Origin of the sequence: Dokdonia sp. 4H-3-7-5, assembly GCF_000212355.1 — a bacterium.
Classification (GTDB): Bacteria; Bacteroidota; Bacteroidia; order Flavobacteriales; family Flavobacteriaceae; genus Dokdonia.
The window spans coordinates 2,482,454-2,498,367 of the sequence record NC_015496.1 but is presented as its reverse complement, the minus strand read 5'-3'; the positions used below and the strand labels follow the sequence as shown (position 1 = coordinate 2,498,367).

Genomic DNA, 15,914 nt, shown 5'->3' with positions numbered 1-15,914 from the left:
TTAAGAGTAATAAAAAAGGGGTAACAATACGTTACCCCTTTTTTATTATAATCTATTCTAGAAATGAATACTACTCATTAAAATAAATGTTTTCAGGTATGATACCAACTGTAAGTGTATTAATTAACTCTCCTGTTGAAACATTATAAACTTCAACCGAACCGTTGCTTGCAAAATCTCCTGCATTTGTACCTAATAAAGTATCTCCTCGTACAATCATATTAAATAAAGATAATCCTGTTAATTCTGGAGTCGTAGGTATTTCAAAATCTGTAGTAGAAGAAACAAAAACCTCCCCATTTAAATAGTAATAAAGGTTCTGGCCTTCTATATTAATATAGTTAGGGTGATCTGTCACTCCAAAATCAAATGAAGCAGATACAGTATTGGTAGTTGTATTGATTACAGATAAACTCCCTGCAGTCTCAGTACCTGTAAATGATGGTGAACCACCGGCAAGCACCCATAAGTTCCCTGAGCTATCTAACTCTAATCCATTAGGTGCATCACCTACTGGTATTGTTGTAATCACTGTATCTGTAGCAGGATCAATTACAGTAACAATATCATTTACACCAAAACCACCTTGGTTTGTTACATAAAGATATGTGCCATTATATAGTATTTCTTCAGGTCCTTCTTCTACTGCGATAGTATTGGTAATTGTATTAGTGCTAAGATCTATAACTGCGATATAATCATCTGTAGCATCTGCTCCATCTCCCCAGTTAGTCAAATATCCTTTCCCGTTTGCACTTGTAAAAAATCTTGGGTTAGATAAACCAGTTTCTATACGAGCTATTTCCTCAAATGTAAATCTGTCTACTATCGTTAGTCTATTCCCAATATTTGCAACCACATAAGCATTATCCTCTGTAAACCCTATTGACTGTACAATGTTACCTAGGTTATCATCATTTACCGTTTGATAAATATTATTTTCTGAAGTAGTTAATCCTTCGTCGATAAACGAGACTGTTCCAAAACCATTATTAAAAGGTCCTTGATTAGTCACTAAAAATCCATTCTCATAGGCCTCATCTTCTACTTCTACTTCTATAATCGGCTCTGTGAAGTCATCATCACTTTCACAAGAGAAAGCAAATAGCGATAGTACGGATAATAAATAAATTGTTTTTTTCATAATTGTGTTTAAAAAGTATACGTTGTTTGTATTAAAAAGTTGCGGCCAGGATTAGGTCTAAAAGCGACCGTCTGGTAATTTATATTCAAGACATTATTCAATTTGGTGGATAAGGTCATCTTACGATTTCCATTTTTAAAGAGCTCTGCAGTTATGCCTGCATTTGCAACAAAGGAATCTGCCACTGTTGAAGTATTATCTGTTGTAGTAAATACACTTCCATTATAAATTCCCTGCACATATGAACTAAGCCAACTATAATTATAACTCACTCCCACAGTTCCTTTATTTTTAGGAACATAAATAAGTTGCCTATTAGTTTCTGCATTCTCTGCAATTGTATAAGCGTATGCTGCGCTTGCTGCCAGACGATGCTGTCCTATTTTCTTATCTAGTTTAAAAGAAAATTCAGCACCATAATGCTCCGTATCTTCAATGTTTACTGGACTCCATATTCCCGCACTATTAGGTTGCCACTTAATGAGATCGTCCGTATCTATATAAAAACCTCGCAAACCTAAGGTGATGTTGTTCTGGCTTCTAGAAACCCCTAACTCGGCTTGTTTACTAGTTTCTGGTTGAATATCTGGATTCCCTGTAGCCCCAGGTCCCGCCCAGTAGGTGTCATTAAATGTAGGTATACGGTAATTGCGGGAAGCGTTGAATGAAAATTTATACGCTTTCGCGAAAGCGTAATCCAAACCAACCCCTAGTAAGAATGGACTACTATAATCTTCAACAACTTCCTGCCTTACCTGTATTTCATAACGTAATGCCGACAGCAATTGGTGTTTCCACAATGCAACAGCAGATGCACTCGTTCTAGATGCTTTCTCAATAGAAGCTCCCGCTGCCGAAATGGTGTTTATTTCTCCCAAAAAAGTAAGTCTCTTGGATGGATCTATTTTTAAAGTTCCCTCATAGTTTGCTAGGTAACGCGTGGCTTTCCCTAAGTCATTAAGGTCTGACTCATTATTTGCATAGTATCTAAATTGCTCATAGATATGTGCTAGCCTTAAAATACCATCATAGCGCTTGCTTAGATTTTCCCAAGCAACTAAGGTTCTCGTGTTGCGATCCTCATAAGCATCATTAGATGGTGCAGTGAGCGTTCCAGAAAAATTGCGATCACCTAAATATGTATTGTGATGTAATTTTAAAATGTGAGTTTTGTCTCTAGCAGTTGATAATAAGTAGCCCACATTAAAATTGAGGTCTAGATTCTCATATTGACCGTTTGCATTAAACAAATCATTTGTATCAAGATAATCAAAATCATTTTCAGACTGCTGGAAATCTGCTCCTACATCGACATATAATTTCTCTGTAGAAAATCGAGTTTTTGCATGTGCTACCTGCGTATCAAAACTCCCGTAACCAGCAGAAATTGTAGTCTCCGCATGTTTATAAAACTGGATCTCATTATTAAGATGGACGCTCCCTCCTATTGCTCCTGAACCATAAATAATGCTACCACCACCTGCACGCACATCAAGATTATCGTAATTATTTGTGGAGATGGTATTAAAATCCGTTTGACCTGTGAGCTGACTATTGATGTTGATACCATTCCACACCACGGCTGTTTGAGAAGCATTTGTTCCTCTAAAAGACGCCGAAGAAACCCCACCAGGACCATTTTCTCTAAAGTATATACTTGTATTATTCTTCAAAACATCTGTAAGAGATGTTCTAGATTGCTGTAATATACTATCAGATACTTTTTGAATTGCAATCCCCACGCTGTGCTCTCGTAACTTTACGTCACTCAATATCACTTCAGGTAAAACTTGAAGTGTATCTATCTGTCCAACAGACGCGTGTGCATACAGCATCACTGCAATAAAAAGAAAAATATGTCTCATTATCTACCGCCTCTTTACCCGAGAGTCGCTTGATTTTAATTAAGAATTGTGGCAGGTCTCCTGGCTTGCTTTTGTTACACCTTCCCATCACAACACCTTGCGACAGTGGCTTTGTAGTAGTAACAAACCCCTAAAGGGCTTAGCTTACAGTTGCGGGAACAGCTTCCGTTTTTAACGGAATTCCCTATTAATCCTCCGTGCTCGTGTAGCACATCAGAACCAAAATTCGGCACAAATATACATAACTATGTTTCAGTCTATCTATAAATAGTTGAAAACTAATCACAACCTCAAGTCGCAAATTTCTAAACTTAAATGAGCCCTTGTCGCATTGATTATTTTAATGCTACTTTTGACAGATGAAGAATACTACCCTATTTCTAGTTGGCTTGTTATCGCTTTTCATTTCATGTAAAGAGAAATCAAAAGAGGTTAAAAACAACGAAAGCCAAGGCATTTCTTTGTCTATAGATTATGCAAACGGATTCTCTATAAAACAATACACAAATCATACAATTATTACAGTTACAGAAGCATTTCCTGGAGCGCAAAAGGTGTTTAAGTATGCTCTAATACCGAGAGATTCTTCTGGAAATAATACAGATATAGAGCTGTCTAACACACTAGAAGAAACGCTTAAATCACAAGGTGTAGATGCAATTCTCAAAACGCCGTTAAACACTGTTGTCGTTACTTCTACGACACATATCCCTTCGTTAGAAATGCTAGGTGTTGCAGAGACTTTAAAAGGTTTTCCTAATCTTGATTATATTTCTAGTCCGCTTTCGCGAAAGCGTATTGCAAACAAAGAAATCATTGACCTTGGGCAAAATGAATCTCTCAATACAGAACTCACTATCGAGCTGCGCCCAGAAGCAATTATAAGCTTTGGTGTAGAGGGAGAAAACAAGTCGCTTAACAGTGTAGAACGAGCTGGAATTCCTGTACTATATAATGGAGATTGGGTGGAGAAAGACCCACTAGGAAAAGCAGAATGGATTAAGTTTTTTGGCGCACTTTATGGCAAGGAGCGCGAGGCAGATAGCATTTTTAATCATATTAAAAACAACTACAATCTAATAAAAGAGCAAATAGCCGCTATAGAGAATAAGCCTACAGTTTTAAGTGGAGGCATGTTTAAAGATATCTGGTACTTACCTAAAGGTGACAGCTGGCAAGCAAAAGTGCTTGAAGATGCTGGCGGTAATTACTTGTGGTCTGAGACCGAGGGAGCTGGAAGTATCGCACTAAGTATAGAATCTGTGCTAGAGAAAGGACAGCAAGCCGACTTCTGGATAGCACCAGGACAGTACACTAGTTATGCTAAGCTTGCGAGTGACAATCCCGCTTATGCTCAGTTTGACGCATTTAAAAACAAGAAGGTTTACACGTTTGCAAAGTACAAAGGAGAAACTGGCGGTTTGTTATATTACGAGCTAGCGCCTAACAGACCTGATTTAGTATTGCGAGATCTTGCCAAAATCTTACATCCAGAAATGATCACAGAGGCATTTACCTTTTTTGACACACTAGATGAATAACAATAGCTACATCCCTACATTTCTCATTCTTACGCTAGTGTTGCTAGTATGTATACTAGCAAATCTAAGTCTAGGATCTGTTGCTATACCTATACAGGATGTTATTGCGAGCCTTGTAGGTTCTGAGGTTTCAAAATCTTCTTGGGAATATATTATTGTAGACTACAGATTACCTAAAGCTATCACTGCAATTATTGCGGGATCTGGACTTGCGGTATCTGGATTGCTCATGCAAACACTTTTCCGTAATCCGCTGGCAGGTCCTTTTGTATTAGGTATTAGTAGTGGAGCAAGTTTAGGGGTTGCATTATACATTCTGGGAGGTACCGCTCTCGGGCTTTCTACAGCACTTCTTTCTGGCAAATGGGGTCTTATAATCGCCGCAAGCGTAGGTAGTTTTCTGGTATTACTCATGGTTATAGGAGTCGCTACACGTGTAAAAGACACCATGGCATTGCTCATTATAGGTCTTATGGTAGGCAGCCTTACTAGCGCCGTAGTGAGCGTTCTAGCATACTTCAGTAAAGCCGAGGAGTTACAGCGTTTTGTCTTTTGGTCATTTGGAAGTCTTGGTGATTTATCATGGAATGGCGTTGGAATTTTAGCACTTTGCTTTGCCGCAGGATTAGTTTTATCCATCGCAAGTCTAAAATCACTCGATAGTTTTTTACTTGGCGATGCGTATGCAAAAACTATGGGAACAAGATTCTCACGATCCAGACTACTCATAATTATTGCCACTAGTTTGCTAGCCGGCAGTATTACTGCCTTTGCTGGTCCTATTGCTTTTATAGGTCTTGCGGTGCCGCATCTTATACGTCAGGTTATTAATACTACAAGACACATTATATTATTACCCGCAGTAATTATGGGAGGCGCCATTTTAATGCTTATTTGTGACACAATTGCGCAAGTACCTTTTAGCGAATTTACACTTCCCATCAACGCAATTTCTGCGATGGTAGGAGCTCCTGTTGTAATTTGGTTATTAGTGCGCAAAAAGAAATTACTTTTCTAGATGAATAACCCGAGCTCACATAGCATTTTACAAACTAGAGATCTTTCCATAGGCTATCTGGCATCACCAGTAAATACTGTCATTGCTAGCGACATAAACCTAGATATAAACAAAGGAGAACTCATAGGTGTTGTGGGAATTAATGGAGCAGGAAAATCCACATTGCTCCGCACATTATCAGGATTGCAACCTGCTGTGAGTGGTCAGGTTACGCTTTCGCGAAAGCAAATAAAAAACATTACTCCATCCCTACTCGCACAACAACTTAGTGTTGTACTTACTAACCAACCTATCTCAAAAAATCTATCTGTTGCCGAACTTGTAGCCTTAGGAAGACAACCCTACACCAACTGGTTAGGAATTATCTCTGATACTGACAAGGAAGTAATTATCGAGGCGCTTAAAAATACGGAGACCTTCACACTCAAAGATAAAAAATGCCACGAGCTTAGTGATGGGCAGCTTCAGCGAGTTCTAATAGCACGTGCGCTCGCTCAGAACACAGACGTAATTTTGCTTGATGAACCCATGACGCATCTCGACCTGCATCATAAGGCTTCTCTGTTAAAACTGCTTACCTCTATAGCCCATACGCATGGTAAAACAATATTATTTTCCACACATGATATCCCTTATGCGCTAAACGCTTGTGACAAAATGATAGTCATGAAAAGTGGTACAACGCACTTTGATTCACCATCTAGCTTGATAAGCGATGGTGTCTTTGATACCTTGTTTCCTTCTAAACATGTAGCGTTTGACAGAGAAAAACGTATCTTTTTTCTCAAATAATCACCATGAAAACTTTTTACACAAGTATAGTACTCCTAATAATCATTACGAGCTGTTCTGGATATAGCAATACTGTAAAGCAAACTAATGAGTTTAATAAAATTTCTGCAGAGGATCCAATAACGTCAAATGAAGTTTATAAAATTATAGATACCACAAAACTGTATAAGCTTGTCGCTCATTATTATAAGTATGATGCAGATAAGGTAAACGCAGTAATTACTTATAATTATAAAAAGTATTTAAAGTTTTATAAAGACGGCAGGCTAGCGGTTTTCGATGCATTTGATTTGAATAGTCTAGATACACTAAGAGCTCAAAAAACAGACCAAGGCTATTATGACTATAATTACAATACCTTATCTACGAGAAACTATATTACAAATAAAAATGGCAAACAGCTCTATAATCCGCAATATCAAGAGCTTGCGGGAGATACCTTATCTCTTTATTCTCAAAGTACAAAGAACATAAGCCACTATCTTTCTGTCGATATCCCATCACATGTTTTTGTTGAAAAAGCAAACTGGTAAATCGAGTGTATGTTTGCCACTTCTCCTATCTTTATAGCATATTTCCAAATATTAGGAATTACTATCAAAAATAAAGAGATCGATGACTGATAAAATAAAATGCCCCAATTGTGCTCATAACTTTGACGTAGAAGAGGCGTTATCAGGAAAACTACAAGCGCAGTTTAAAGCGCAATACGAACGTAAAGTAGCCGAACAAGCCGAAAAATTTAATGCAGAACGTGCAAAGCTTGAAAAAGAAGTCTTGCTATTTGAAGAAAAAAAGGAGCGTGAGAATGAGCTTTTTAAGGCAAAACTAGAGCAACGCCTAGTTAAAGAGCAGGAGAAAATCGAAAAGTCAACTCAAGAAGCTTTTGAGCAACAATTAAAATCACTTCAGTTAGAAAACGACAAGCGCAAGGAAGAAAACCGCGCATTGAAGTCTGCTGAAATAGATTTACTAAAGCGTGAAAATCAGCTAAAAGAACAAGCAGAAGAGTTACAACTCACCATGCAAAAACAGCTCCTTGAAAGCCAGAAAGAAATAGAAGATAAAGCTCGAGCAAAAGAGCGTGAAGCTATGTTCCTTAAAGAAAAGGAGTTTGAAAAAAAGCTTAACGATCAAAAGAAGCTTATAGACGAGATGAAGCGCAAGGCAGAGCAAGGAAGTATGCAAATGCAAGGAGAAGTCCAAGAACTTGCACTAGAGGAGCTACTGGCTCACTCCTACCCTTTTGATAACATTAGTGAGGTAGGTAAAGGAATACGTGGTGCAGATTGTATTCAAAATGTTGTTAATAGACTCCAGCAACAATGCGGTTCAATCGTTTATGAAAGTAAGCGTACCAAGAATTTCTCAAATGACTGGATAGAAAAACTCAAGCAAGATCAAATACAATGTAAGGCAGATATTGCTGTTATCGTTACTGAAACGTTCCCTAGCGATATGGATCGTTTTGGGGAGAAAGATGGCGTCTGGATTTGTGGATTTCATGAGGTAAAAAGTGTATCATTTGTGCTGAGAGAAATGCTCATTAAAACACAGTCAGTAAAATCATCAGACGAGAATAAAGGAGACAAAATGGAGCTTCTTTATGGATACCTTACCAGTAATGAGTTTGTTCAAAACATAAAACGCATTGTAGAGAACTACGATGGTATGATTAATCAGCTCAACTCTGAGAAAAAAGCGATGCACAGAATATGGGCATCTCGTGAGAAGCAAATCTGGGTGGTACAAGAAAATATTTCGGCGTTATTTGGCTCTATAAAAGGGATTGCTGGTAATGCGCTTGAGACTTCTGCCGTATTGGATTTACCAGACACTCAGATAGATTAACCTTTGTAAATAGACATTCTCAATATATCTTATCATCTCTATAATTGTATGGACAATACACTTCTTCTTATTATCATTGGTTGCCTGGGCATTCTCGCAGGAGGACTATTAGGATTTTACATTGCAAATCTTAAGAAGAAAGGACAGTTTATAAGTTTACAAGAACGACTTCACAATGAGCAAGAGAAGGTAGTTGAGGGTAAGACCGCTTTCGCGAAAGCGCAACAAGAAACCACATCGCTTAGACAAGAAAGCAGCAATCAGCTTCATGCATTACGCGCTGAAAGTGAGAAGCAAATAGCTTACATAAGAGAGGAAAAAGATCAATTTCAAAATGAGCTTACTGCGCGTGATGTTGCCTATGAGAATCTCAAACTCCGCATGGATGAGAAGACCAACGAGCTAGAGCAATTACAAGAAAAATTTACCAAGGATTTTGAAATTATAGCTAGTAAAATACTCGATGAAAAGTCGAGTAAATTCACACTACAGAATCAAAAAAATATTGACAGTATATTAAAACCTCTTCAGGAAAAAATTGAAAAATTTGAACTCAAAGTAGAGTCTACTAACAAGGAAGCAATACACAGAAGTTCTGCCTTACATGAGCAAATTAAAGGCCTCACGGCTCTTAATGAACAAATGACTAAGGAGGCAAACAATCTTACCAAAGCCCTTAAAGGTGATAGTAAAATGCAAGGTAACTGGGGAGAACTTGTGCTAGAAAGGGTACTAGAAAAATCTGGTCTTGAAAAAGATAGAGAATATTTTATACAGCAGAGCTTTACTACAGAAGAAGGAAACAGAGTATTACCAGATGTGGTGATTCACCTTCCAGATAACAAAAAAATGATTGTAGATAGTAAAGTCTCGCTTCGCGCTTATGAGCGATTTGTAAATGAGGAAGAATTACATCTACGTGACACGCATTTAAAAGATCATGTAGCTGCTCTAAAACGTCACATACAACAGCTAAGTGATAAAAATTACCACGATCTTTACCAGATTGAAAGTCCAGATTTTGTATTACTTTTCATCCCTATTGAACCAGCGTTTGCAGTTGCGATAAACTATGATAACCAACTATATAATCAGGCTTTTGAGAAGAACATCGTGATTGTTACTCCGTCTACGCTGCTAGCAACATTGCGCACTATCGATTCCATGTGGAATAATGAGAAGCAACAACAGAACGCACTAGAGATTGCAAAGCAAGCCGGGGGATTATATGATAAATTTCACGGCCTAGTGACCGACTTAACTGCTGTAGGCAAAAAAATGGATGATGCTAAGACGGGATATTCGGCAGCAATGAATAAACTTATAGAAGGGAATGGAAACCTAATTACAAGAGTTGAAAAATTGAAAAAAATGGGAGCAAAAGCAAAGAAACAACTTCCAGAAAACATCGTTAATCGCGCTATTGCAAGTGATGATGATATAACCTTAATAGAATAAATCAATTATGAAAAAAATATTATTTGTAGTATTAACCACCATATTTCTTATGGCTGCGGGATGGTTTGCATTTATATACTACGTGCCTTATAGTAAAGGAACTCGCGCTGGAGAACTTATAAAATTTTCAAATAAAGGAGTAGTTTTTAAAACTTGGGAAGGTGAGATAAGTCAAGGTATAAGTGGCGCACAAATATTTAGTTTCTCGGTATTAGATCAAGAGAAAGAAGCAATTGAAGCGCTTAATGAATATCAAGGGCAATATGTGAAGCTAGAATATATAGAACGGTTTGGGACATTTTCTTTTTGGGGAGATTCAAAGTACTTTGTGACAAAAGTAATTCCAGAACAATCACCACATTTTAATAGACAATAAAAAAAGCCGCAAATTGCGGCTTTTTTTATGAGTATGATTTTAGTGCTAGTTTTTAACTAGTCTCTTGGTAGTCGTACGCTTACCATCTGTAAAAGAAACTATATAAATACCCGCTTGTAATCTTGTTATATCAATGTAATCATCATTTCCAGTGATGCTTTTACTTAGCATGGAATCTCCTAAGATATTATAGATTTCTACCTTAAGCTTACTATCAGAATCATTAGAAATTTGAACTTTATCAATCGCAGGATTAGGATAAATTGACACCGCTTCTGCAAGAGAAGTTTGGCTTACATTATCAACCTTTTTATAGTTATTTTGAGCAACAACCGTACTTACCGATAGGAAAAAGAAGCTCAATAAAAGTAATTTTTTAATCATCAATGGGGGAAAAATTAATTGTCTGTGCTTACAATATAAGATTGATTTTTTTAAAATCTTGTCATTGAAAGAATAAACCTACAATTATATTACAATAGCATGTCAAAATGCAAAATTTTTAACAATATTAAGCAAAGAAAGTAAACATTATACTCTCACGTACAGCTTGTTAGTTTTATTTGAGCCAACTGTTTAGCACAAAAAAGCCTACTTAATCAAGTAGGCTTTTTCATAATTATTCCGAGATAATATTTAATTACTCAAGTACATTTTTCTACGAGCATATAGGTCATAAAATGCATCATCTCTTAAGTTGTCAATAAAGAGTATACTTTCTCCAGTACTCTTCATTTCTGGCCCTAAATTTTTATTCACATTAGGAAATTTATTGAAAGAGAATACTGGTTGCTTGATCGCATATCCTTCTAGTTGCGGGTCAAAAGTAAAGTCTTTTACCTTCTTAGCTCCTAGCATCACCTTAGTTGCATAATTTACATAAGGTTCTTTGTAAGCCTTAGCAATAAATGGAACCGTACGAGATGCACGAGGATTTGCCTCTATAATAAACACCTTATCATCTTTAACAGCAAACTGGATGTTTATAAGACCTACCGTATCAAGAGCTAGTGCAATTTTTCTAGTGTGATCTTTTATTTGCTCCATTACAAGATCTCCCAGATTAAAAGGAGGTAAGGTAGCGTTAGAGTCACCAGAGTGAATACCACACGGTTCTATGTGCTCCATAATACCGATGATGTAAACATCCTCGCCATCACAAATAGCATCTGCCTCTGCCTCTATAGCTCCATCTAAGTAGTGATCTAATAGTAATTTATTGTTAGGGATTTTACGAAGTAAATCTACTACGTGCTCCTCAAGTTCATTGTCATTTATTACAATCTTCATTCCTTGCCCTCCTAAAACATATGATGGTCTTACAAGAATAGGGTAATCAAGTTTTGCAGCTACAGCTAGAGCCTCATCTGCTGTTTCGGCAACATCAAATTCTGGATAAGGTATATTAAGATCTTTTAAAAGTGTAGAAAAACTTCCTCTATCCTCGGCAAGATCAAGTGCTTTATAGCTTGTTCCTAAAATTTTGATACCATAACGATCTAACTTTTCAGCCAACTTAAGAGCTGTTTGCCCTCCTAGTTGAACAATTACCCCTTCTGGTTTCTCATGACGAATGATGTCATAAATATGTTCCCAGAATACAGGTTCAAAGTAAAGTTTATCTGCAGTATCAAAATCTGTAGATACTGTTTCTGGATTACAGTTAATCATGATTGTTTCATAACCACACTCTGCAGCTGCCATTACACCGTGTACACAGCAGTAATCAAATTCTATTCCTTGACCTATACGGTTAGGACCAGAACCTAATACGATAACCTTTTTCTTATCTGAAACAATACTCTCATTGTGAGTTGTTAATGTTCCGTCTGCTAGCTCTACATCATTCTCAAAAGTAGAATAGAAATAAGGAGTTTTTGCAACAAACTCTGCTGCACAAGTATCTACAAGCTTAAATGTTCGATTTACACGCAGTTCATCGCGTTTAAATGTTACCTCACTTTCTAAGCATCCTAACATGTGTGCAATCTGACGATCTGCAAAACCTTGTTGCTTAGCTTCCATAAGTAAATTTCGCGGAAGCGTATCTAATTTATAGGTAGAGATTTCTTTCTCCATTGCATGCATCTCCTCATATTGTTTAAGGAACCACATGTCAATTTTAGTAATCTCATGAATACGATTTAATGGAATACCCATCTGGATGGCGTCATAGATTACAAATACACGATCCCAACTCGCATACGTAAGCTTCTCTATAATCTGATCATAGCTTTTATAACCCTTACCATCTGCTCCTAATCCATTACGCTTAATCTCAAGAGATTGTGTTGCTTTGTGTAATGCTTCTTGAAAAGAACGACCTATTCCCATCACTTCTCCTACAGATTTCATCTGTAAGCCAAGTGTGCGATCACTTCCTTCAAACTTATCAAAATTCCAACGTGGGATTTTTACAATTACATAATCCAGTGTTGGCTCAAAAAGTGCCGATGTAGACTTTGTAATTTGATTATCAAGCTCATCAAGGTGATAACCTATAGCTAGCTTAGTTGCAATTTTTGCAATAGGATATCCAGTTGCTTTAGATGCTAGTGCAGATGATCTTGATACACGTGGGTTAATTTCAATCGCAATAATCTCCTCTTCATTATCTGGATTTATTGCAAATTGTACATTACATCCTCCTGCAAAATCACCTATACTACGCATCATATGGATAGCCATATCACGCATTTTTTGATAAGTCACGTCAGAAAGTGTCATTGCTGGAGCTACTGTTATAGAATCTCCAGTGTGGATTCCCATAGGATCCATATTCTCTATCGCACAGATTATTACTACGTTATCATTTGCATCACGTAATAATTCTAGCTCATATTCCTTCCAGCCTAAAAGAGCCTTATCTATCATCACCTCGTGTACTGGCGATGCTTCAAGACCATGTGAAAGTAATTTATCAAAATCTTTTTCTTCAAATACAAATGAAGCTCCTGCTCCACCTAGTGTAAATGAAGATCGTATTACTAATGGAAAACCAAACTCTTGCGCAATCTCTTTTCCTTTTAAGAACGAGTTTGCACTTGCTTGTGGTGCCATCGGTATACCTATGTCGCGCATTAAGTTTTTAAACTGATCGCGATCTTCTGTAATATTAATCGCAGCAATATCAACACCTATAAGTTCTACACCAAAGTCTTTCCAGATTCCTTTTTCATCTGCCTCGATACAAAGGTTAAGCGCAGTTTGTCCACCCATTGTAGGAAGTACAGCATCTATCTGAGGATGTTCCTTTAAGATTTGAATAATTGACTTCGTATTTAATGGTAATAAATAAACATGATCCGCCATTGTCGGATCAGTCATAATAGTAGCAGGGTTAGAATTGATAAGAATTGTCTCAATACCATCTTCTCGTAAAGAACGTAGAGATTGAGATCCAGCATAATCAAATTCACACGCTTGACCAATGACTATAGGCCCTGAGCCTATAAGTAGAATCGATTTTAAGTTTTGATTTTTAGGCATTTACTTAATTTTTATCTAATGTTTTCTAAAATTAGGAACTTACAGGGTATAAAAAAAGGTGTTACTTAAAAAAAGCAACACCTTATATATACATCTTAAAGATGCATTATTTTTTATGACGAGTTTCAGAAGATACACTGATTTTCTTTCTTCCTTTAGCACGACGACGTGCTAAAACTTTACGACCGTTTACTGAAGCCATACGCTCTCTAAAACCGTGTTTGTTTCTTCTTTTTCTTTTTGATGGCTGAAACGTTCTCTTGCTCATTTTGTATCTTCTTTAAGGTCTTTATAAGACCGCCTTTAATTTCTTTTTATTACAGCTCTCTAAGCTGGGCGCAAATATACGAGAAGTTTTTACTTCTGCAAATGGAAAAATGAAAATATTTTATCTCCTTTTGTATACCTTTGCAATCGCCTCACAGAGTCAGGCAAAAATAACAAATCATTCGACCTAAATACAATATATGTTCAATAAAAATATCAAACTTGTTCTTGCCCTAGCCACACTGGCCGCTGCTGTATGGCAGTTTATTGAAAATGAAATAGGAAACGGCATCATGCTCTTACTATTAATGGGAATATTTATATTCTTATACTTTAAGAACGAAATTATACTCCTAGCCTTCTTACGCCTACGTAAACAAGACTTCCCTGGAGCACAAAAATGGCTTGAAAAAATCAAAAACCCAAGCGCTGCACTCGTTAAGAAGCAAGAAGGATATTACAATTACCTGCAAGGATTAATGGTATCACAAACTAATATGAGCCTTGCCGAAAAATATTTTAGAAAAGCCATTGAACTAGGTTTATCTATGGACGCAGATCTTGCTATGGCAAAACTGAGCCTTGCAGGTATAGCAATGAGCAAAAACCGCAAGCGAGAAGCACAAGTTCTTATGAAGGAAGCAGAGTCTCACGATAAGCACAATATGCTAGGTGAACAACTTAAAATGATGAAAGAAAACATGAAACGTGCGGGTAACCAACCTAAACAACAGTATGGACAGCGCACATCTGCCCGTGCTGGAAGAAGGCAAGGGAGATAACATCGCCCTTATTATTCTTTAGAAAAACGTGTTTTTAATTTCGCTTTCGCGAAAATTTGAGATCTCCCAGTGTCATCTACTATTATATGAAATCAGATTTCCTCACCTACCAAGCGCAAACCACTCCGCATCCACTAGCGATGGAAGTGGCACGTGCAGAAGGAAGTTATATATATGACACTGCAGATAAAAAATATCTAGATTTTGTCGCTGGAGTTTCTGCTTGCAGCTTAGGACATCAACACCCTAGAGTAAAAAATGCAATTACAGATCAGCTAGACAAATATCTACACGTAATGGTCTATGGAGAATACGCACAATCTCCAGCCGTACAACTCACAAAGCTTCTTGCACAACATCTTCCTGAGTCACTAGAGAGCACGTATCTCGTAAATAGTGGTACAGAAGCAATAGATGGTGCTATAAAACTCGCAAGACGAGCAACAGGAAGAACAGAAATTATTGCTGCCGTAGATGCATATCACGGTAATAGTTATGGAGCGCTAAGCTTGATGAGTAACGAGGAGCGCACAGCGCCCTTCCGCCCTATGATAGGTGATGTATCTTTTATTAAGTTTAATTGCGAGCGTTATCTTGAACGTATAACAGAAAAAACCGCAGGTGTCGTTTTAGAAACAATCCAAGGTGGAGCAGGTTTTATAGAACCTACTCATAATTTTCTAGCAAAAGTTAAAGCGAGATGTCAGGAAGTTGGCGCTTTATTAATCTTGGACGAAATTCAACCAGGAATGGGTCGCACTGGCAAACTCTTCGGTTTTGAGCATTATAATGTAACTCCAGATATTCTTGTTACTGGCAAAGGTTTAGGTGGCGGTATGCCTATAGGCGCTTTTACCGCTTCAAGGGAAATGATGTCGTTGCTTTCAGATAATCCAAAACTTGGTCATATTACAACCTTTGGAGGTCATCCAGTGATTGCAGCTGCTGCACTCGCCACACTGCAAGAAATTACAGAGAGCAACCTAATGCAAGAAGCATTAGAAAAAGAACAATTAATCAGATCATTATTAGTTCATCCGTTTATCACAGAAATACGTGGCCGCGGCCTCATGCTAGCTGCCATGACACCTTCGGCAGAGATTGCTTCTGAAGTTATCCTCAAATGCCAAGATCGCGGATTGATTTTATTCTGGCTACTTTTTGAAAGTAGAGCGATAAGAATCACACCTCCACTCACTATTTCTAATGATGAAATTAAGGAAGGTTGTGAGATTCTTTTGGAAGCCTTGAACGAGGTTCACTAAGCACTTTATCTATAAATAGATTAGGTTTCATTATTTCTAACATTTCATTGGGAGTCTCACGCTTTC

Annotated in this window: 14 protein-coding genes and 1 riboswitch; of the genes, 9 read left to right on the top strand and 5 right to left on the bottom strand. The window is 37.4% G+C overall.

Annotated elements, in window-relative coordinates; genetic code table 11:
- Nucleotides 1–70 precede the first annotated feature (70 nt).
- Together KRODI_RS11120 and KRODI_RS11115 are read right to left on the bottom strand one after the other, a co-directional pair.
- On the bottom strand, nucleotides 71–1,144 hold the full coding sequence (locus KRODI_RS11120; protein WP_013751699.1) for a YncE family protein: 1,074 nt from the start codon (nucleotides 1,142–1,144) through the stop codon (nucleotides 71–73).
- Between the two features lie 8 nt (nucleotides 1,145–1,152).
- Entirely contained in the window at nucleotides 1,153–3,009 is a 1,857-nt protein-coding gene (locus tag KRODI_RS11115) for a TonB-dependent receptor (RefSeq protein ID WP_013751698.1), read from the bottom strand.
- 32 nt (nucleotides 3,010–3,041) lie between these two features.
- A riboswitch (cobalamin riboswitch) is annotated at nucleotides 3,042–3,248 on the bottom strand.
- A 120-nt stretch (nucleotides 3,249–3,368) separates the two neighbouring features.
- Here KRODI_RS11115 and KRODI_RS11110 point away from each other — a divergent pair.
- From KRODI_RS11110 to KRODI_RS11080, 7 genes are all read left to right on the top strand, one after another.
- Nucleotides 3,369–4,550, top strand: coding sequence for an ABC transporter substrate-binding protein (locus tag KRODI_RS11110; protein ID WP_013751697.1), 1,182 nt, complete (start codon nucleotides 3,369–3,371; stop codon nucleotides 4,548–4,550).
- Complete coding sequence (locus KRODI_RS11105; protein ID WP_013751696.1) at nucleotides 4,543–5,568, top strand: iron ABC transporter permease; 1,026 nt, start codon at nucleotides 4,543–4,545, stop codon at nucleotides 5,566–5,568. The genes KRODI_RS11110 and KRODI_RS11105 overlap by 8 nt, the downstream gene beginning before the upstream one ends.
- Nucleotides 5,569–6,360 (top strand): ABC transporter ATP-binding protein, encoded by a 792-nt coding sequence (locus KRODI_RS11100; protein ID WP_013751695.1) that lies wholly within the window; start codon nucleotides 5,569–5,571, stop codon nucleotides 6,358–6,360. It abuts the gene before it with no gap.
- Nucleotides 6,361–6,365: 5 nt separating this feature from the next.
- Nucleotides 6,366–6,893 carry a hypothetical protein gene (locus KRODI_RS11095; RefSeq protein ID WP_013751694.1) on the top strand — a complete coding sequence of 176 codons (528 nt, stop codon included), beginning with the start codon at nucleotides 6,366–6,368 and terminating at the stop codon, nucleotides 6,891–6,893.
- An 82-nt stretch (nucleotides 6,894–6,975) separates the two neighbouring features.
- On the top strand, nucleotides 6,976–8,211 hold the full coding sequence (locus KRODI_RS11090) for a DUF2130 domain-containing protein (protein WP_013751693.1): 1,236 nt from the start codon (nucleotides 6,976–6,978) through the stop codon (nucleotides 8,209–8,211).
- A gap of 48 nt (nucleotides 8,212–8,259) precedes the next feature.
- Nucleotides 8,260–9,669, top strand: a complete 1,410-nt coding sequence (gene rmuC, locus KRODI_RS11085) for a DNA recombination protein RmuC (RefSeq protein ID WP_013751692.1) — start codon at nucleotides 8,260–8,262, stop codon at nucleotides 9,667–9,669.
- A 7-nt stretch (nucleotides 9,670–9,676) separates the two neighbouring features.
- Nucleotides 9,677–10,045, top strand: coding sequence for a hypothetical protein (locus KRODI_RS11080; protein WP_013751691.1), 369 nt, complete (start codon nucleotides 9,677–9,679; stop codon nucleotides 10,043–10,045).
- Nucleotides 10,046–10,090: 45 nt separating this feature from the next.
- Here the strand turns inward: KRODI_RS11080 and KRODI_RS11075 are convergent, their stop codons facing one another.
- The 3 genes from KRODI_RS11075 to rpmH all read right to left on the bottom strand — a co-directional run bounded on the left by KRODI_RS11075 (nucleotide 10,091) and on the right by rpmH (nucleotide 13,802).
- Nucleotides 10,091–10,408 carry a T9SS type A sorting domain-containing protein gene (locus KRODI_RS11075; protein ID WP_158307010.1) on the bottom strand — a complete coding sequence of 106 codons (318 nt, stop codon included), beginning with the start codon at nucleotides 10,406–10,408 and terminating at the stop codon, nucleotides 10,091–10,093.
- A gap of 273 nt (nucleotides 10,409–10,681) precedes the next feature.
- Nucleotides 10,682–13,534, bottom strand: coding sequence for a carbamoyl-phosphate synthase large subunit (gene carB / locus KRODI_RS11070; protein ID WP_013751689.1), 2,853 nt, complete (start codon nucleotides 13,532–13,534; stop codon nucleotides 10,682–10,684).
- Between the two features lie 106 nt (nucleotides 13,535–13,640).
- Complete coding sequence (gene rpmH, locus KRODI_RS11065) at nucleotides 13,641–13,802, bottom strand: 50S ribosomal protein L34 (RefSeq protein ID WP_013751688.1); 162 nt, start codon at nucleotides 13,800–13,802, stop codon at nucleotides 13,641–13,643.
- 199 nt (nucleotides 13,803–14,001) lie between these two features.
- Between rpmH and KRODI_RS11060 the strand changes: the two genes are divergently transcribed.
- Nucleotides 14,002–14,583, top strand: coding sequence for a hypothetical protein (locus tag KRODI_RS11060; RefSeq protein ID WP_013751687.1), 582 nt, complete (start codon nucleotides 14,002–14,004; stop codon nucleotides 14,581–14,583).
- 86 nt (nucleotides 14,584–14,669) lie between these two features.
- Nucleotides 14,670–15,848, top strand: coding sequence for an aspartate aminotransferase family protein (locus tag KRODI_RS11055; protein WP_013751686.1), 1,179 nt, complete (start codon nucleotides 14,670–14,672; stop codon nucleotides 15,846–15,848).
- Nucleotides 15,849–15,914: the final 66 nt, after the last annotated feature.

Bases quoted from the DNA above. Each gene is read 5' to 3' on its own strand.
- KRODI_RS11100 (WP_013751695.1), top strand. From the start codon at position 5,569: ATGAATAACCCGAGCTCACATAGCATTTTACAAACTAGAGATCTTTCC.
- rmuC (WP_013751692.1), top strand. From the start codon at position 8,260: ATGGACAATACACTTCTTCTTATTATCATTGGTTGCCTGGGCATTCTC.
- KRODI_RS11095 (WP_013751694.1), top strand. From the start codon at position 6,366: ATGAAAACTTTTTACACAAGTATAGTACTCCTAATAATCATTACGAGC.
- KRODI_RS11060 (WP_013751687.1), top strand. From the start codon at position 14,002: ATGTTCAATAAAAATATCAAACTTGTTCTTGCCCTAGCCACACTGGCC.
- KRODI_RS11105 (WP_013751696.1), top strand. From the start codon at position 4,543: ATGAATAACAATAGCTACATCCCTACATTTCTCATTCTTACGCTAGTG.
- KRODI_RS11090 (WP_013751693.1), top strand. From the start codon at position 6,976: ATGACTGATAAAATAAAATGCCCCAATTGTGCTCATAACTTTGACGTA.
- rpmH (WP_013751688.1), bottom strand. From the start codon at position 13,802: ATGAGCAAGAGAACGTTTCAGCCATCAAAAAGAAAAAGAAGAAACAAA.
- carB (WP_013751689.1), bottom strand. From the start codon at position 13,534: ATGCCTAAAAATCAAAACTTAAAATCGATTCTACTTATAGGCTCAGGG.
- KRODI_RS11055 (WP_013751686.1), top strand. From the start codon at position 14,670: ATGAAATCAGATTTCCTCACCTACCAAGCGCAAACCACTCCGCATCCA.
- KRODI_RS11110 (WP_013751697.1), top strand. From the start codon at position 3,369: ATGAAGAATACTACCCTATTTCTAGTTGGCTTGTTATCGCTTTTCATT.
- KRODI_RS11115 (WP_013751698.1), bottom strand. From the start codon at position 3,009: ATGAGACATATTTTTCTTTTTATTGCAGTGATGCTGTATGCACACGCG.
- KRODI_RS11080 (WP_013751691.1), top strand. From the start codon at position 9,677: ATGAAAAAAATATTATTTGTAGTATTAACCACCATATTTCTTATGGCT.
- KRODI_RS11120 (WP_013751699.1), bottom strand. From the start codon at position 1,144: ATGAAAAAAACAATTTATTTATTATCCGTACTATCGCTATTTGCTTTC.